General features: G+C 58.1%; 15 protein-coding genes. 5 read left to right on the top strand and 10 right to left on the bottom strand.

The genetic code is table 11. The features are described 5' to 3' along the window. Positions 1–192: 192 nt before the first annotated feature. The 3 genes from NG895_RS27930 to NG895_RS27920 all read right to left on the bottom strand — a co-directional run bounded on the left by NG895_RS27930 (position 193) and on the right by NG895_RS27920 (position 4546). Positions 193–789, bottom strand: coding sequence for a hypothetical protein (locus NG895_RS27930; RefSeq protein WP_252855858.1), 597 nt, complete (start codon positions 787–789; stop codon positions 193–195). A 269-nt stretch (positions 790–1058) separates the two neighbouring features. Next, the gene (locus NG895_RS27925; RefSeq protein WP_252855857.1) at positions 1059–1604 is read right to left on the bottom strand and encodes a hypothetical protein; all 546 of its coding nucleotides are present in this window, start codon (positions 1602–1604) and stop codon (positions 1059–1061) included. Between the two features lie 1856 nt (positions 1605–3460). Next, entirely contained in the window at positions 3461–4546 is a 1086-nt protein-coding gene (locus tag NG895_RS27920) for a polysaccharide biosynthesis/export family protein (protein WP_252855856.1), read from the bottom strand. A gap of 241 nt (positions 4547–4787) precedes the next feature. Between NG895_RS27920 and NG895_RS27915 the strand changes: the two genes are divergently transcribed. Then, entirely contained in the window at positions 4788–5216 is a 429-nt protein-coding gene (locus NG895_RS27915) for a hypothetical protein (protein ID WP_252855855.1), read from the top strand. Positions 5217–5269: 53 nt separating this feature from the next. On the opposite strand, the gene NG895_RS27910 is transcribed toward NG895_RS27915, so the two are convergent. Both NG895_RS27910 and xrt read right to left on the bottom strand, forming a co-directional pair. Further along, positions 5270–5929 (bottom strand): exosortase-associated EpsI family protein, encoded by a 660-nt coding sequence (locus NG895_RS27910; protein WP_252856071.1) that lies wholly within the window; start codon positions 5927–5929, stop codon positions 5270–5272. Positions 5930–5952: 23 nt separating this feature from the next. Next, entirely contained in the window at positions 5953–11106 is a 5154-nt protein-coding gene (gene xrt, locus NG895_RS27905) for an exosortase (protein WP_252856070.1), read from the bottom strand. A gap of 726 nt (positions 11107–11832) precedes the next feature. Here xrt and NG895_RS31005 point away from each other — a divergent pair. After that, positions 11833–12474 (top strand): type II secretion system protein, encoded by a 642-nt coding sequence (locus NG895_RS31005; RefSeq protein ID WP_425267267.1) that lies wholly within the window; start codon positions 11833–11835, stop codon positions 12472–12474. 132 nt (positions 12475–12606) lie between these two features. After that, positions 12607–13152, top strand: coding sequence for a hypothetical protein (locus tag NG895_RS27895; RefSeq protein ID WP_252855854.1), 546 nt, complete (start codon positions 12607–12609; stop codon positions 13150–13152). 85 nt (positions 13153–13237) lie between these two features. Here the strand turns inward: NG895_RS27895 and NG895_RS27890 are convergent, their stop codons facing one another. The 5 genes from NG895_RS27890 to NG895_RS27870 all read right to left on the bottom strand — a co-directional run bounded on the left by NG895_RS27890 (position 13238) and on the right by NG895_RS27870 (position 16236). Continuing rightward, complete coding sequence (locus tag NG895_RS27890) at positions 13238–13537, bottom strand: hypothetical protein (protein WP_252855853.1); 300 nt, start codon at positions 13535–13537, stop codon at positions 13238–13240. Positions 13538–13618: 81 nt separating this feature from the next. After that, a complete protein-coding gene (locus NG895_RS27885; protein WP_252855852.1) occupies positions 13619–13852 on the bottom strand; it encodes a hypothetical protein in 234 nt (77 codons plus the stop codon). Then, complete coding sequence (locus NG895_RS27880; RefSeq protein WP_252855851.1) at positions 13849–14046, bottom strand: type II toxin-antitoxin system HicA family toxin; 198 nt, start codon at positions 14044–14046, stop codon at positions 13849–13851. Before NG895_RS27880 ends, NG895_RS27885 begins: the two co-directional genes overlap by 4 nt. Before the next feature lie 157 nt (positions 14047–14203). Continuing rightward, a complete protein-coding gene (locus NG895_RS27875) occupies positions 14204–15037 on the bottom strand; it encodes an ABC transporter permease (protein WP_252855850.1) in 834 nt (277 codons plus the stop codon). Between the two features lie 185 nt (positions 15038–15222). Next, positions 15223–16236: an ABC transporter ATP-binding protein gene (locus tag NG895_RS27870; RefSeq protein ID WP_252855849.1), complete on the bottom strand. Its 1014-nt coding sequence runs from the start codon at positions 16234–16236 to the stop codon at positions 15223–15225. Between the two features lie 141 nt (positions 16237–16377). Here NG895_RS27870 and NG895_RS27865 point away from each other — a divergent pair, with 141 nt between their 5' ends. After that, on the top strand, positions 16378–17208 hold the full coding sequence (locus tag NG895_RS27865) for a rhomboid family protein (RefSeq protein WP_252855848.1): 831 nt from the start codon (positions 16378–16380) through the stop codon (positions 17206–17208). An 87-nt stretch (positions 17209–17295) separates the two neighbouring features. Beyond that, the gene (locus NG895_RS30710; RefSeq protein ID WP_252855847.1) at positions 17296–18495 is read left to right on the top strand and encodes a leucine-rich repeat domain-containing protein; all 1200 of its coding nucleotides are present in this window, start codon (positions 17296–17298) and stop codon (positions 18493–18495) included. Positions 18496–18501 lie beyond the last annotated feature (6 nt).

The following is an 18501-nucleotide window of genomic DNA, read 5'->3' as shown; positions in this document are numbered from 1 at the left end:
GCGATGTGAGAGGACAACTATTGCTCGCCAAAAGATCAGGCAATCATTCGTTCGAAGTCTTTCGCCGTGTAGCTTCCCTTCAGTTTGGTTGTGGCCCAGAAAACAAAAATGGCGGGCAGCAAATAGTGCTGCCCGCCGATATGAATCGACAAACACAAGCCCCAACCGGGCTGTGTTTGGGTTACTGACCAGCTAGCCGACGTGATTTTTGCGGCGACGCAGCACCATACCAAAAATGCCACAGCCAACGGCCGACCAAACCAGAATGCTCCCCACTTCGGGAACCGGTTGCACTACCAAATTGTCGATGGCAATCGTCTTTACGTTGTTGTCCCGGAAGATCAAGCTCGTCGTCGGCTGAGGAAGATCGAAGCTAATGGCCTTCGGGTTGGGATCAGCACCATCGAAGGCGCTGAACACCGTATCGCCAGACACCTGATCAATCACACGGAAGTCGAGCCCGTTTTGATCGAGGTACGCAGCGTCGAAGCTAACCGTCCCCGAGATGGGCTTGCTGAAATTCAGGCTGACCGAGTAGTCATTGCCATTCGCATTCGTGGGATCCACGGAAGACAGGTAGTAATTGTCCAGCCCCAGAGAAGCGTCCGTGTTAACGATGGACCCCTCGTGGTTGGAGACCTTAACAGTGAACCCGCCTTGGTTGTAGACCACACTGCCACCACCCACGGCGCCAGTGGGTCCGCTCTCGAAGTCGATCTTGATCGAAGCTTCAGCGGCACTGAAGCAACAGAAGGCCGCAAGCACGGCCAGAGTCAATGAAGCACGCATCTCTTCCCCGTTCGCATGAAATCAATCGGAAATTCCCCTCGTCGACCGCCTACGACGACTCCTCCGAGCATACATGAATTGCCCTACCGATACAGCCAGCAATACCGCTGCTTTGCGGAAAACTGAATGCCCCAGGAGTTATCAATTCGAGAAACCCATGGAGCGGCCATGAGAATGCTTACTGGGCGCGAGCGCTAACAAAAAAAGACCGCTGACTCTACCGAGCCAGCGGTCTCTTGGTGTTTCAACTTGTCAGTCGTTCGCGACGCCTAGGAGACTAACTTACGGCGACAGAGGCAGAGACCCGTGAGGGCCAATCCGCCCCACACAATCAAGCTGCCCGCTTCGGGAACTACGTTGAAGGCCGACGAGTGGGATAACCCATTGCCACCTGCCGTGGCAGGGAGCACAATGTCGCCTGTAAACCCTTCCTCGCAATACCATACGTAGCCAACATTCCCGTACTTTCCAAAGATGTACTGGGCGGCCAAATTGCCCAACGACAGCGTCGTATTGCCGTTGTCTTGTTTGAAATAATCCAGATTCAAATCGACTGGGTCGAAAAGCACATCCAGATCGCTTCTCGTGTATGTTTTCGAGTCAATTACCTCTGAAGTGCTGGGAAGCACACCTATCATCTTATTGATCTTATCTGCCTCTGCCACGAGACTACCAGGAGGCGCATCGGGATCGACTGTCCCCACAAACTTCGTGGCACCAGTCCAATTAACTTGCAGGCTCGCTTCCGATTTAGCTGCGAGGGCAACAGCCAAACCTGCTATGGCAACACATGCGGTTGCGAATTTGAGTTTCATCGTAATACTCTTAAATTAAGTTTCTATCTGATCTAATACAACAAACGAACAAGAAAATCAGCTGACCCGTGGCGGATGAAAAACACTTCCACTGGGAGATTCGGGCAGCAACAGCTTCCACTCAGCTGCGACTGGCCCCACCTGCTCGTCCCCGACTGGGACGCTCGATTGCCAAATCAAAGAGGCGGGCGAACTTCCCGATGTAGCACCTCCTGTGGCGGAGGTATTAGCACCCGATGTTGTAGATTCCGTTAGGCCAAGTGTCACCAACTCTGGCAACTTGGGATCCGGTTCCGGCAAACGTTTCTTGTCCGGACGTTCAATATCCACTCCCGCACCAACGGCGGATGCTGAACTGACGGATGGCGAGTCGCCCAGGTGAGGTACCTCGCTGACAACGATGCTCGCGCAACACGTATAGGTTCCTGTCACGTGGAGCAACGCCATAGCAAACGTCGGCAATAGTTGCCTAAAGCAGATCACCGGGAATCCCCCCAAATCATGAAAACCCGAACACCCACTCAGGATACGGTCACCCGAGAAACTGCACAAGCATCAAATTCGCCAGATCATCCAGTATGCGCGAAGCCGCACGAATTTCTCTCACCGGAGGCCGCCCACGGCGAATGAGCTCTCTCCCATCGGAGCCTGCACAAGTAAGCCGCAACCTGCCATCGAATCGCCTATAACCTCTACGATCCGAGAGATTTTGGTCTTACCAAATCGGGGGCTTGAGTAGGGCCGAAAGAATTCCTCTAGAGGAGGTCTTGCGCGCATGGAATGCCCGTATTGTCGGTCCAAGAATGTCCGCCGGAGTCAGAGCCACGATTTGAAGCTCTATCGAATCGTGTTGCTTGCCCGTATGCGCTGCCACTGCTGCTTTTCCACCTTCTTCGTGCGGTCGTGGCGTGAGACGAAGGTCTCCAAGCCCCCTCTGCCTCCCAAAGCAAGTCGAGACGCTCCAGTCGCGTAAGATTGGACGACCGGCTATTTGGGTGTGGCACCATTACGTCCTGAGGCACATCACCCCCGGTGGCCCCGAAGGCAACTTCGCTGGCGTCTCGCTACGGCGATCCGCAGCTTCTTGGTCGCCTCAGGGCAGCATCGCGTCATCATCCAGCATTGCTGACCGAAACGGATTCTCGGGCCGGCCATTATGCGCCGGCGGTTCAAGCGATGCCCCTTGCCTTTGCAGAGCAGTTGCAGGTTTCGGTTCGGATGGGATTTGCAGGGCAGGGGGTGGCACCGGCGAACGGAACGGATTGCCGGTCCTCGTACTGCGGGCCTGCAACTGCTGAAGCATTGCCGGCCCCGAGGGAGCGGATGCCGACGCCGACCCAGATGCATCTGCCGGAGTGGGCACGAACTCCGGCTGCGTAGGAGTTTCCAACATCGTGGGTGGCGTCAGGTCGACGGGAACCTGCTCGGTGGGAACTTCTTGCCCCATTGGCATCTGTTCGCAGGTTGTGCAGCCTGGCGCACAGCGGTCTGCATGATACACATCCCAACCTGCTGGCCACGCCCCCCAGCAAGTCGGCTTATGTCCATAGAAGAGCGCGTCGGGTCCACAGGGACACTGCCGCACCGCTTCCTGTCCCGGCGCACAGGTGATAGCCCTGGCATCCGTGGGACAACTGTGGGGGTTCCAGTTAAATTGGCACCCCACAGAGCTTGTAAGCAAGGCAAGTACTGCCCCGAGAAAGGCGGGTGATTTGGTAGTCACGTGATAGCTCGCTTTAGACTGGGTCACGGCCATTTTTGGACAGATTGCGGAGTGGCTGCGGGATAGCAACCCCGTCAATGAACTGTCGATGTTGGCCAAGAATTGTCACGCTACGGTGATGTTCGAGGGAATCTCACAGGCCGCCGCCGTTATTGTTAAACTGGTCGAAAAACTTGATCTGTTTGGCCGTCTGAGTTCCCAGCAAGGTGACACCGAATACTCTCTCGACGGGCGAGATAATCTTGGCAAGGGCGGTGTCCAGTGCGATTAGTTTGTCTTCTGAGATGTAGAGCCGATCACCAGGCAGCATCTGGTAGTTGGTGGTAACGTCACCGCGTTGCGTGATTCCCAACCAGTCGATTGGCATAATCTGATCGCCACCATCCTCATTTGCCCCCGGCCGAGCAATCCACATCCTTGTGGAAGACGTTCCCGACAGGCCTTGAATCTGGCTGATGGCGTCGAGCGCCGTCTCATTACCAGTTACGGGCAGGTGCACAACTTGATCGCCAAGACCTGCTCCCTGGGTGATGATGTAGTAGCTCTTGCTGTTGTAGCCGAAGACGTCGACGGCGACTTCCGGGTCCAGGAAACGCTCCGAAAGGTGAGATTCAATGGCCAACTTGGCTTCCTCGATCGTCATTCCCACGACACGTACCCGTCCGTAGGTGCCCAGGTTCACGGTGCCGTCCGGGGCCACCAGGTGCTCGCCAGCCACGTTCTGCTGGTTGGCGATGCTGATCAGAGATATCCAAACCTCAGGGTCGGCCGCAACAGTCGCCAATCGGTCTGCAATCCTCGCCTGAGCTTCTGGCAAGGTAAGACCCACTACCGAAATCGGGGCGTATTTTCCGTCGTCCGAATCGTAACCAAAGCCGAGGACCAGCGTCCCATCGATACCGACCGGAATCTCGCGAGCAGGGGGCGAATCATCCGGCAGCCCCTTGGTTTCGACTAGCAAGTTGTCGAGCGGCCGGAGGCGGTAGGGTGGTCTCGGAATGAGATTGATTGCCTCGATCGTGAGGACATCCGGAGGTTCGATCGTATAATCTGGTAGAGACAGTTTTTGCTGCTCTTTAGGCTGACAAGGATAGACGGGGGCACAGGGCCCCGGAACATTGGAGTAGGGATGCTCAATGGCATGGCACCCAACCAACCCAATCAGAATCAGGACGGTCGTGGCCGTTTGTGTGAGCGGTTGAGCAATCCGAGAAATCATCACTGATATCCTAGTTCTAGGCCGAGCATGGCACCTATTCGAATCCTCAAACGTCACCAAAGAGATGCAGCTACAAATCAGCAATCGGATGCGTAGCGTTTCCCCTGCAGTTAGGATCGGCATAATCGGCAAAATTCTCCAACTCAGAACAATTGGACCTGTTTGGGTAGCTATTGCCTGCCCAATTGCCCGATAGAATTGAGTGACCGCAAACCCTTCAGATCACCGCGAGGCTGATAAGATGCTCCACGTCCAGCACATGCAAGCAACCTTTGCTACGAGCCGCCTTGCCGGCAAGATTGCCATGGTGGGGTTGGCCCTGTTTCTGAGCGCCAACTGCTCAGCCCAGAATATCCCTCGCTATACCCCGTCGAGGCCCACCCTGAGCCCCTACCTGGGCTTGCTCCGAAACAACAATAGCGCCATCCCCAACTACTTTGCCTTCGTGCGACCGTTGGAGCGTCAGCAGCAAATCAATCAACAGTCTGCACTGACATTGCGAAAGCAATCGCTGGAAATCGAGCGTACCCAAGAAGAGTTCAACCAGATTGAAGTTGGGGCAACCGGCAAGGGAGCGTGGTTCTACAACTTCGGAACGCGAAACCAGTTCAATCAACGGTCGCATTTCTATGGGCAGTGGCCACAGCCGCGGACGGTTAGTCGGCGGTAATGTCTCGCTATAAGCCAAGTACAGTGGTATCGCTCCCGACGAACGGGATCGATTCACTCGCTGGGGCTCGCTGATGCGACAAATCGGTCAAATGCACTGGCGAACTCTTCGAGCACCTCGTCCGGGTCTCCGCCGTCGAGTTCCGACTGCACCAACTGGATCTGAACCTTGTACAGCACGGGCTCTCCACCGAAGGCCACACGCGGCCATGCAGGCACACTCCACGGGCCACCGCTCGACCAGGCATAGGCCACGGTAAACGGCGGGATAAGCTTGCTGTTGGAAGCCAGGTCCAACAGTCGAAACTGGTTCTCAGGCCCGGTTGCCGAGGGCACCTTCACTTCCTTCGAGGCCAAGATCCTATTTGCCACGCTGCCATAACAAATCTCCGGGGGATGCCTGACAAGCGGTCCGGCTTCGCCGACCATGAGCAGAATGGACACTTCTTTACTGGTAGCGCGATTTTGATATACGCGGTTAACGTAGCCTCTTAGACCTAATTCGTGCTCCACACTCTCCTTTAACGGTTCACCTTCGGCAACCGCCACCCAGTCACCAAACTGACTGGGAAATTCACTCAAAGCTTTCGCCGCGACAGCCTGCTCAGCCGGGTCTCCCCAGCGGGACACATATCGCCCATGCAATATCGCGGGTGCGATGGTAAGAACCGCGATCGCCACAAGCGTCACAACAATAGTGGTATTTGATTTCATGATATCCAAACCGTTCACTCAGGTTATAGCTTGTGACGCTTGCGCATCTCCGTTAGCCACCGCTGGTCGGTTGGCAATTTCGGCTGTCCTTCGATTCCCAGTACCAGCGCTGTCAGCAGGGCTTCTTCCGCTTCTTCACTTCGACCAAGCTCGCTAAGAACTAAGCATCGATGCAAGTAGGTGGTGGCAGCAGCCGGATCGAGCTGAATGGCGGCGTCGATCTCCTCTAAGGCTCCAGCGGCATTCCCTTGCAGAAACAGCAACTGCCCTTTGGTGTCGTGCAACGACGCGTCATCGGGATGCTCCTGAAGCGAAGATTCCAGCTGCGCCGTCGCGGCATCGATCTTGTCGGGATCTTCCATCCATAGACTGACCAGGTTGTTACTCACCGCGGCATTGGAAGGCTGGACTGCCAGAACTTTCTTGTAGAAACCTTCCGCACGATCCTTGTGGCCGACAATGGATGCCAGGTCGGCTGCATCGCGCAAAAGATCGATATCTTTGGGGTTCGCCTGGATGGTAGCATCCAAAAGACGCTCGGCCCGATCGACTTCTTCCGGCGTTCGCTCGGATCGAACCACAAGAACATTTGCCAACAACCGTGACGCCAAGGCGGGCGGGATGGCCGGCGTAGGTGGCTGCTGCACCAATTTTTCCAATGCGGCCCATTGTTCTTCATCCAGCAAGATGCCAATCACGCCTGCGAACAGGCTGGCGGCTTGCTGCGGATTGCTCAGGACTTGCTGTACCCGCGGGCTATTCCAGTATCGCCGAAGCAACTCGGCAGCTAAATCCTCGGCAACGACGCCCTCTTCATCAGCGTTAATTCGCAACTGCCAGCGCAACTGCTCAACGAGTCCTCCGTCCAGGCGGCCGAGTTGTACCACTACTTCTTTGGCTCGTCCTGAGAATTGTCCTTCCGCCTGGTAATGCTCCTGCCAGAATTGCAGGAAGCGAATGTGGTCCGAAATACTTGCGGGCCGCATCTTCGCCAGACGATCCCACAAATCGTATGCATCCGCCAGACGATCGTCCTTCTCGTATAACTCGGCGAGTGCTCGTTGGTCCGCGGCCATCGGCTGAGGGATTTGCTCCAGCGAACGGATCGCCAGTACCACGTCGTCTTCCTCTTCGTTCCCTCTCGCACCAAGCAATTGGGCCTTTAAGCGCTGCTTCCGCTGGGCCACGCCTGGTGGTTGATCGGGGGCATCTTTGACAATTTCAATGGCTTCGTCCAGCTTGTCTTCCTCGCCCGTGCTCCCTAGCAATCCGGCCAACAAGAATTTAGTGTTTGCCGAATCAGCATTCGCTTTGTTGGCTTCACGTGCCAGGCGAATCGCGAATGGGGGCGAAGAGCGGGAGAAGTAGGCAGCCGCCTGTGATAGAGCCTTTGACTTGTTGTCCGTCGAATCATCGCTAGCCAGCTTGCAGGCGGCCAGGTAACGATGCACTGCTTTGGATGGTTGGCCTGACACGGTGCTGAGCTGCGCGAGCGCTAATTCGCGAGGCAGTGGTTCAAGCTGTGAGTCGCTTTGCAGTCGATCGAGCAATTTGGAAGCCTTCTCTTGCTGTTGCGTCTCCAGCAGAAAAGCGTAGAGGGTGAGCCACGGCTGCAGATCTCCCGGGGCAAGCTCCAGCGCCTTCCGGAATGCTGCTTCCGCCTCGGCCAACCGAGCCTGACGTGCGTCGGCATCGTCGGTGGCGTTGGCATCAATAAGCAGGGCCCGGCCAAGACGAATATGGTCGCCGGCATCGCCTTGATCGGCCCATTCTTTCGCCCGCTGCAGCGCGGCGTCGCGCTGAGAGGAATTCAAGAGCAACGGCAACACTTGGTCGTAGACGCCCGGGCTTGAGAGGGAAAGATCTCCCAACTGGGAAGCAAAACGCTTGACGGCTTCGGTGTCTCCACTGGCAGTCAGCAACTCCAGAATCTGCTGAGCACTTCCGGCATCCTGCAAACCTAATTGCCAGGCCTTCTCGAGTTCTTTGGTCGCCAACTCGCGATTGCCCCGCCGGACGGCGACTTGCGCCAGCAGGTACGGCCCCAGGGCGGAGCGGGGGCGTGCCTGTTGCACATCCCGGGCATACTCCGCCAGCTGATTAAACTGTTGCCCGGAGAGTTCCTCGCCCGACATCAGCCATCGCATTCCTCGAAATGCCTTCCAGCGGCTACCGTCATCCCCCTCCGTCTTCTTGAGCGCTCCTTCCAACTTGGCAAGTCTGTCCCACTGCTTCGATATAAGAGCAAGCTGAGCCAGATTCTCCAACACTCGGAGATCTTTCGGAGCCTCTTCGTAAGCCTGGGCAAGCACGGCTTCGGCCTCTTGGTTGTTGCCCAACTGGCGGTGCAGCGCCGCCGAAAGCAACGCCAGGTTGACCCGGTCATCCTCCGTCGCGTTAACTCGGCTTGACTCCAGCTGCTCCAGGGCAAGTTTGTTGTCCCCCTTGGCAACGCTCAAATTGGCGCGCAGGGCAGCTACGGCGACCGCGGCGCCACCGTGAGCCGCAAACTGTTCAATCGAGTCCGCGGCATCATCCAGTTCGCCGGTCTCGAGCTGCAGCGAGGCCAGCATCCTCCAGGCGCCAGTACTCGCTGGTTCTTTCTCCAACGTCTGTTGGATCGCCTTAATGGCTTGTTGTTGGCGGCCCTGTGCACGCTGCAAATCGACCAGGACACTAAGGAACGATGCAGGGGGTGGCTGTAGCGTTGAAGCTTTCTTGAGGGCAGACTCGACGGCCGCGAAGGAGCGGCGATCCGGAGCTTCGGCAAGTTGCTCGGCCAACAGAACTCGGGCCAGGGCAACCCACGCTGCCCCCGAGTCGGAATTCCGCGTCACCCGCTCTCTTGCTGCAGCCTTGGCTGTTTCCAGATCTCCAGCCGCAAGAGCGGTTCGGGCTAGCTCTACTCGAGCAACGGAAGAATCGGGCGACACTCGAAGTAGCTGCTTCCAAGCATCTGCCGCTTCGATTCCGCGTCCAAGTTTCGAGTACCAACCCGCCAACCGACGCCAAGCCGCACTAAACTCTTGCGGGTATTTCGCTGTGGCCACGAACGCGTCGGGACCTTTGAGGGAAGCTCTGAGCTGGTCGACGGCAACAGCGGTGTTTCCGTCGAGATCAGTGATAACCGCCTCGACCGTGGCCAGCTCCATTTTGACATAGCCGCGAAGAGCTGGGTCGTTAATCCCGTCAAGATGCTCACGAATTGGCTCCAGCACTTCCTGGGCTTCCGCCTTTTGGCCCTGTTCCGCCAGCAGCTCCGCTAAGCCAAATACCAGCGGTAGTGGCTCGTTCCCATTCGCAGCGAGCGCTTCCTGCATGATGTCGACTGCGGCCTGCAGTCCCGCCTCGGGATCGTCGGCCGTTACACGCAAGAGTTCCGCCCAGGCAAGGTAAGCCTGAATAGCCGTCGGGTCTGCTCCTACCGCTTCTTCCAAGTACTTTTTCGCGGTCTCAGGATCGGTCGCACGAATCCTTCCGGCAGCCAGTGTCAGGGCCTGTGCCCGCGCCTTGGCGGTTGCGTTCTCTCGGAACTTCAACGCCGACTCCAGGTCGGCTGCGGGATCGAACCCGTTTTCTTCGTTACCGTAGTCCATCCCATAGCGATAGCGCGCCACGAAAGCTTCGGTATCTTCGCCGCGGTCTTCCAGAAGCTTCTTCATTACCCCGTCCGCATAGGCCTCACGCTCTGCGGCTTCTGGCTTAGTGAGGTTCTCTCGGGTGATCACCGCCAGGGCCCTTGCATGTGGCACAGGATAGTCCGGCAAATCAATCGACTCCTTCAGTGCGGCAGCTACATCGTCCCAGGTGTACTTGAGCTGCCTCTCGCCGGCGGAGGAGTATAGATACGCCAGGAGCACATCGGCCCGCTTTCGCTTTAACTCAGTAGCGTCATCTTTGGGCGCTTTCAGCAACTGATCGACAAGGCTAAACGCCGCGTCGAAACTCTCTGTTTCCAGGGCCAAGTCCAATGCTTTCCGGCCCAGCTTACGCTGGGTGGGATCCACTTGGTAAGCGGTTTTGAGCAGCTCGACAGCGCGAAGTTTTTCGCCTCTGGACTGTGCCGCTTGGGAGAACAGATCCGCAAGTTTGACTTGCTGTTCGATCTCATCAGGGCGGGCCAGGGTATAGCGATTGAGGTACTCAATCGCTTTAGGAAGATCACCCGCTTCCTCATACTCTTTGGCCTTATCGCTTAGGATCGCCAAGGATTGATCGTATTGGGCGCGATATCGCCACGTCCCCAGCAAGACCAGCACGATGCAGCCCACGACCCCGCCAATCAACCACGGAGCGGTACGTCGGGGGTCCTCTTTCCAACTGTTACCGATACGATCGAACAAGACGATCAAGCCAAGGAACACCAACATCGCCAGCGGAAGTACGAGTATGCCAGACCAGTCGTGAACGATCGCGTCTATCCCCGCATCGGGATAAGAATAGTTCAGGACCCCCGTTACCGTGATCCGCAGTACGTTCATCAGCACCGCGACGGGGGCAATCGCCAGCACGATGGCGATGGACTTAAGCCAGCCCGGCCGCATGATAACGATGCTCGCAAACGCCAGCGCCGTGATGCCATAGAACATCCGCAATCCACTACAGGCCCTCTCGACCTCCAGCGTCTCCTCGCCCAGCAAGATCGTGGTGCCCTCGACGATGGCTGGAAGACCACAGATTTGCAGGGCGATGCCGCTTAGTTCGGCGGCCACTCTCTGCAGCGGGTTGCTCAGCGCCAGGGCGACTGTTCCCGGCAGCGGGGTGGCGAACCACAGGAACACCAACGAAGGCCAAGCCCAGCGGAGCGCGGGCCAGCCCCACAGGCAACCAACGACACCTCCGAGCCAAAGCGGAATGCTCCAAGCATCGATTTCAGGAAGATAGAAACGGCCAGCGATGTACCGAAGCACAGCGGCCACGACGATCAGCCCTAGCCAAGCCGGATGGAATCCTAGTTCCAGAGAGGGCCGTTGCTGGCGGCGCAACCATAAAAAAAACAGGGCCAGAGGAACGACCAGGTAGCCGTGAGAGTAGTCAGGATCGGAATTCCAACTGCCGACGATTCGCACCAGCGTTGGCCAATAGGCCCACAAGCCAATAATAAGCAACAGCCCCGCTACGATCTGGGGTGTGGTATTGGAATGTCTGCTGGAATGCTGATGCTCCGCCTTCGACATCTGCGTCACGAGAAGTCCCCCCAAAAACAACTTAATGCTGCGATCAGGATCCCCCAACGCAGCTAATCAGATAAATCTCACCAAATTCCAGTTTGGTCAACTCCGCGGCTTCACGCAAGCGACTGAGTTTACAATATTATAGGGTGCAAAGGCCAAAGATTCCCAATGGGGCCAGATCCAACGGAGATCTCGAATTTTCCGATTACGCAGCCATCGCCGATGCTCTCGTCACTCCGCCCTTGGCGGGCTGAATCTTAATTGCGTAGCGAAAATTGTGTAACTGCCGAGGCTTCCAGCTGGGGAGGGCCTGGCGTTCGTACTCCGCCTGCTCAGCTTCTGGTCGATGATTTGCTCCCTAGCCAGTCGCCCCTGAACAACCCACTTCCCATCGAGCAAACCCGATCCGGCTCGCGCGGCTCATCAAGCCAGCGTCTACCGGCAGCGTCGATCTTGGCTGCCGATAGCGACCGTGTGGGAGCCAGTCGATTAGCGCAGGAGCGATAGCCCAGCGGCCCCTTCGGAGACTTGCCCCGGCGGCTTCCAGAATCCCGTCGTTCCTCCCGTCCCGTCGCCCCGCTAGCATCCCCGCCAACGCCCCGAGAATATTTCGCAACCCTCGCGACCCGGCGGTGTTCTAACTCTCAGCGACGTGCAAGGTGCAGTCCCCTTGGCCTGCAGTGTTCTCGAAATACGTCGCGATGGACCCATGCGCTGAAAGGGATCGCCGTGCGCACTCACCGCTCGGACCGCGGTTTCACCTTGGTGGAACTGTTGGTCGTCATTGCCATTATTGGGATCTTGGTTGCTCTGTTGCTGCCCGCCGTGCAGTCGGCGCGCGAGGCGAGTCGCCGGACCGAATGCAAAAGCAACCTTCGCCAAATTGGACTGGCGCTTACCCAATTCCTCGATGTTCAAGGCCAGCGTGGAAAGTTTCCGGCCGCCGCCATGCTGCCTTCGTCCACGCCGTACGACGAGGCGGACAAAACGACTTGGCCCATCTACCAGGTGCTGGCTGGCTATGGCGAAGCAAACCAGGGGATGTACCGCTGCCCGAGTGATTATGGGCCGCTCAAGTACAACGAAGACCGCATCGCCTACGACGGGTACGTCCGCCCCGATGGCAACCCTTACGCCAACGGCGATCCGTACTACAAGAACGAAGGCCTGAGCTTCGAGTACCCGTCGTTCCGCCTCGAAGACAAAACCCGCCAGCAGGTGCTGACCACTCGCCGCGGCGATCAACGAGGGTCGGGCGAAGTGTGGATCGTGTACGACTTCGAATCATTCCATGGCAGCCCGGGCGTCGATGGCTCGCGGAACTTTCTGTACCTCGACGGCCACGTCGATGCTTTGATCGTCGCGCAGTAGTCACTCTTGCCTGGCATACCGCAAGAATCAACCACAACAGCACGACGAGCACGACGATAAGGGTAGCTGCGTTGTGCTCGTCGTGTCGTTGTGGTGAATTGAAAATCGCTCTGAACAAAAGGAAAACGCAACATGAATCGGAAACAGGTAATCGGTGGGATCGCCCTGTTGCTGTTGCTCCTACTAGGAGTGTGGTGGTTTCGTGGCGAAGACGCCGAGGTAGCGGCGTTGCGCGAGCAGATGGAGAATCGCGAGGAGATGTCCGAAGCAGACCGGCAGGCCTTTGGCGAGCGAATGCGGTCGCTCAGCGACGCGCAGCGGCGGCAGTTGTTCGAGCCGATGATGCAAGCCCGCCAAGCGGAGATGCAGCAACGGGTGTACGCCCTGATGTCGATGCCCGAGGCCCAGCGGCGGGCGGAACTCGACAAATGGATCGACGGCATGGAGCAGCGGCGCAGCCAGTGGCAGGGCAGGGGAGGTCCCCGCGGCGTTGGCGCCGGTAATGGCGGCGGCGGTCCCCCACGCGGTGAGATGACCAGCGCGCAGCGGGCCCAACGCGGCAAAGGCCGCCTCGACCGATCGACGCCTGAGATGCGTGCGACGATGACGCAGTTTTTCAAAATGGTGAAGGAGCGCCGCGAAGAGCGGGGGATGGAACCGATTGGGCGATTTCGGTAGGTGGCAGCGACCTGCACCCTCCGGAGGTAGGGTCGGGCTCTCGGGCCCGGGGAGGGGAAGCGGAGGTCGCGCAGTTTAGTAACGCTCAATCTTTGCGGCTGCCATGAATCACGTGCGGACGTTCCCATCCCGGACCTGCAATTAACTCAAGCGCAAGCTGCAAGTCGCGCGGGTCCCGGTTGCCAAGATCGACCCATTGCTGGAGTTGTTCCACTCTCCCGTTTGCAGCTCGAAGTGCAGCCAGCTGTACCCAAGGCCGATGCCACGGTTTGACGTCGCCGACGGTTGAGAAGATCTCACGGACACGTCCCTGCTGGGCTATGTCGAAATCGCACACGATTCGATGTTCGACTTCCTCGGGACGTGGTTCTTGGATGAATGCCATGGGTCGCTCTGTTGATGACTCTACATGCTCCGCGAGGATTGAGAACTCCGCCTGCCAATAGCTTCTTCCCAGCAACCGTTACTAAGCATTCAACGAATTAGCCAAGTCGCGACCGGCCGTCGGAGGTGGCAAGGGTTTGCCATCGGCGTGGTAGAGAGCGATCGTTTCGTCCACAATCTGGCACAATTCGGCGAACACCTGCTGCTGGTCGTCCCCGTGGCAACCACCATAGAACAGCCCCGGAGCACTACCAACGTAGCACCCGTCCGCCTCGGACCATTCGACAATTTTGACGTACCGATCACTCTCAGTCATGACTGCGACTCCTCTATCACCCGTTTGACGGCTTTCTCTTGGTAGGGCTTGGCGTCGGCGCCCAACTTGCCTGCAACCGTGATGGGGCGTTCAACATTCGGGTGCACGAAGTTGCGGTGGCTACCTTTGCCGCCGCGATTCTCAAACCCCGCCTGCTCCAAGTCTTTGATCAGCGCTCGAATCTTCCGTGGCATGGTTCTGGAGAGCTAACGAAAGAATTAGGAAAGCATGGGAAACACTAAACAGTATAGGCTTCGCCCGATCGCGGCGGCAAACGCATGGCAAACCGACCAGAAGCCTGACGGCCTCCGCTCGCCAGCCTCTCCTGCTTACAGCTCACAGCCAACAGCCTCACCCACCGTACCCACTGTACCGCTTAAACCCCCGCTGCATCGCCACGCGGCACACGACGACGAACACCACCACCCAGATGGCTTGCACCATGAGGCCCTGGACCAATTCGGGGCCGGAAATCTTGCCCAGGAACACCGCGGCCGGGAAGTAGGCCAGGTACTGCAGCGGTTGATACTGCATCACCGGTTGCAGCCAGCCGGGCAGGAATTCGGTGAGAAACGTGAGAGGGAACATGTGGCCCGAGAAGAAGAAGTTGAACAGCATGTAGACGAACAGCAGCGAGCTGACTTCCAGGAACCAGAAGCCGATCATGCCGATGGCCGCTTCGAGAAAGAAACCCAGCAGGAATGACATAATCAGCGACAGTACGAACGCCGCCAGCACCGGGGCAGGAGGCCAGCCTTGGGTAAAGAAGTCGCGGCACAGGTAGAACACCAGCCCGAACGGGATGATCGCCACGGCGTAGTACACCAGTTTGTGGGCGATGCGCGCCAGCAGCAAAAAACCGATCAGGTCGATCGGCTGGATGAGGAACTTCTTGATCTCGCCTTCGCGAATCTGCCGCGCTATGCCCGACGCCAGTCCCGGCATGCTGGAGAATGCTCGGCCTACCATGGTGAGCAGATAGTAGGCAATCACGTCGTCCTTGCTGAACCCGCCCGGCAACGTTGCCCGGCTGGCGGCCGCGTACACGGCGGTCCACAGGAAAATCTGGGTGATGATCGGCATGAACCGCATCAACGTGCCCAGCATGAAGTCGCCCCGATAAACGAGCCGCTCTTCAATGCAGATGCGGAGGATGGTCCACCAGGTTTGAGCGCGAGCTAGCATAGTTGGGAGTTAGGTGTTGGAAGTTGGAGGTCGCTAGCCGGTAGGCTGGTTCGAGAAGCGACAGCGCCGCGGCCCCGTCATCCGCTTTTTATCGTCTGATGTTTCGGTAGCACTAGACTCGATTCGACGGGTCCGTGGGAGCCGAGACTCGCTTGACCTATCCAACGATTCTATGTTCGCACGGCCTACTGCGTCGCCGCCACTTCTTCCCGCTCTGCTTGTTCGCTCGATTGGGTGAACAGATCGGCGATCACGTCTTCCAGCGGTGGGTCTTCGACGCTCACGTCTTCCAAAGCGTGGTCGGCAAGCACGGTGGAAAGGATCCGCGAGATGTCGACCCGCTCGACGCGGAGCTTCACTTTAGGCGGCACCAGCTCGATTAGTTCGCCGTAGCGGTCTAGATCCGAGGGGACCTGGTCGTCGGCGAACTGCAAGGTAAGCACCTTGTGCGTACTGAAGCTATCCACGACGCCGGCCAGCGATCCGTCGTACATGATCTGCCCCTGAGCGATGATCACCACGCGCTGGCAGAGCGCGGCGACGTCCTTCATGTAGTGGCTGGTGAGCAGGATCGTGATGCGGCGGACTTCCTGGTAGTGCTTCAGAAACTTCTGAATGTTGTGTTGCGCGATTACGTCGAGGCCGATCGTCGGTTCGTCGAGAAACAGCACCTCAGGCGAGTGAAGCAGGGCGGCGATCAACTCCATTTTCATCCGCTCGCCCAGCGACAGTTCACGGACTGGCTGGTTGAGCAATTTGCCGACGTCCAGCAAATCGGTCAGCTCGGCCAGCGTGTGATCGAAGTCGGCCGGCTCGATGCGATAAATCTGCTGATGCAGGCGGAACGACTCGGCAGCCGGCAGGTCCCACCACAGCTGGTTCTTCTGTCCCATCACCAGGGCGAAGCGGCGGCGGTACTCGTTGGTCCGCTCCCACGGCACGAAACCCATCACCCGGGCGTCGCCCGCAGTGGGACTGATGACACCCGAAAGCAACTTGAGCGTGGTGGTCTTTCCCGCGCCGTTGGGCCCCAGAAAGGCGACGAATTCTCCCTCGTCGACCGTCAGATCGATGCCCCGCACGGCGCGTACGTCGCGGAATTCGCGGCTGAAAAGACCTGTGAGCGACGCCCAAAGTCCTTCCCGCTTCTGGTACACCCGGTAGGACTTCTTCAGCCCGCTGATTTCAATGACAGCCATAGCAGTCGATTATAGACAGCCACCTCCACGACGGGTAGAGACGCGCCGGCCGCCAGCCTATCGGCCGCGGCAGATTCCGATTACCCTGGACGGTTTGCATTTTCCCGCTCATCTGCCCCTTTGCACCACATAGCCGCCCCGATGAAGCTGCTCGATGGGTTGGAGCGACGCTTGTCGCCCTACGCGATCCCGAACATAACGCTGCTCCTGATCCTGGGGCAGGTGCTGGTGTACGTAGCGGACATGGCATCGCTGGCCCAGGACAATGGGGGCACGTCCCTGGTGTCGCGAATGATGCTGTTAGGTCAATTGGTCTACAGCGGCGAGGTATGGCGTGTCTTCACTTTTGTGTTTGTCCCGCCAAATGATGGAGCGAATGGACTGCTCTTCAACCTCATCGCCTGGCTGTTTTTCTATTTCATCGGCTCGGTGCTCGAAGGCAGCTGGGGCGTATTCCGGTACAACATGTACCTGTTGGTGGGCTACCTGGCCACGGTGGCTGCCGCCTTCCTGCAACCCGCGATCCCCGCTACCAATGCGTTTTTCTTGTCGAGCGTGTTCCTGGCCTTTGCCCGGCTGTACCCCGACTACGTGATCCGGCTGTTCTACATTCTGCCGATCAAGGCGAAGTGGCTGGCCTACTTTCAGTGGGCGCTGCTCGGCGGGGTGTTAGTCACCGCACCGGCTATGCGATGGATGATTCTGGCGACCATTGCGAACTACCTGCTGTTCTTCTGGAAGGATCACCTTCGCGCCTTCAAGGACAGCCAACGTCGGGCGAGGTTTCAGGCCAAAGCCGCCCCCAGTAGCTCTAAGCGACTGGTGCACGTGTGCGGGGTCTGCGGCCGCTCGAGCGCCGAAGAGCCGAAGACCTCGTTCCGCTACTGCTCGCAATGCGTGGGCCAGCAATGCTACTGCCCCGACCACATCCGCGATCACGAACATGTGGTCGAGGCGGCGGCGAAGAAGTAAACTGAGGGACGGAATAGACTGGGGGCTGCGGGCCGAACCTACTCCGCACTCTCCCCCCAACCGTTGCCTCGCCGCTGGAAGTTCGCCGTGACCAGCCTCGAACCAGTCTTCGCGCAAACCATGGTGCCGACCCCATCGGTTCCGAGTTGGCATGCTTACTGGATTGTCTTGCCGGTCATCGTCTTGCTGGTGCTTTTGCAGTTGTGGAGCGTGTGGCGAGTCGGCTCGTTGGTACGGGTGGTTCAACAGCTTCAGCAGGACAGCGGCCAACAAGTGCCCGTGCCCGGCCCCCTGGGGTTCTTGCGATTTCGCATGCGGACGATGCTATTCGTCTTCACCATCGTAGCGGTCTTGCTCGGCTTATTTGCCAAAGAGTTTTCTCGCGCTCGGCGGCAGGCGTCCATCGTCGAACATCTGCAGATCTCCGCGGACTTCGATGAATACGACGGAGTGCATTACCGTCTCGGAAAGCTGGGCGATAGCAAACTCGCCGGCCTGATCTGCAACTGGGTCCATCCGCACTTCGGTTGCCGACTGACGCATTTGGTACTCGAGGGCGATCGGTCTCGCGTGGTCACACCGCCAGAAATGGAAGCGGACTTCCTGGCAAGTCTGGGCGAGCTGCACGATCTCGAAGCACTGCAGATCATCCAGGGCGACCTCACCAGTGAGGAACTGCACGCCATTTGCAGCCTGCCGAAGCTTCACAAGCTGTCGCTCTGCGAGTGCAACTTGCCACCGAAGGTGGGCCAGCACCTCGAGAGGCTCCACCAACTAAGAGAACTGGTACTCAGCGACTGCCACCTGGAAGACGAGGGCATGCAGGGCATCGGCAATTTGAAGCAGCTCAAGCGACTGTCAGTCCGCTCAAATCGCTTGAGCAACAACTCTCTGCGAGAGATCGAAAAGCTGCAGATGCTCCAGGTTCTGGACGTGTCGAACAATCCCATCGACGATGCGGGAGTGGGGCACCTGCTCGCACTCGAGAATCTCATCCGACTTCACGTCGGGCAGTCCAACTTGACTCCAACGGCCGTAGCCGAGTTCGATCAGCTTCCTCGTCTCCGCTACCTGAACCTGGTTGGCCTCGAGTCCATTCACTGGAACGAGAAGGGCGAACCTGAGGCGTTTTTGAAAGAGCTCAGAAAGAACCCGCTCATCGAACTCGACTGGCAGTACGGTTCCGGCCTCGACGAACCTTGGGAACTGCAGGACAACCGCCCCGGTTCGTTGTACTACCGTGGCGGCTTCGGTGGCGGGGGTTTCGGTGGTGGCGGGGCGTTTTAACCGTAG

Origin of the sequence: Aeoliella straminimaris (assembly GCF_024054565.1) — a bacterium.
GTDB lineage: Bacteria > Planctomycetota > Planctomycetia > Pirellulales > Lacipirellulaceae > Aeoliella > Aeoliella straminimaris.
The sequence above is the reverse complement of the archived record's forward strand: the minus strand, read 5'-3'. Positions and strand labels throughout refer to the sequence as shown.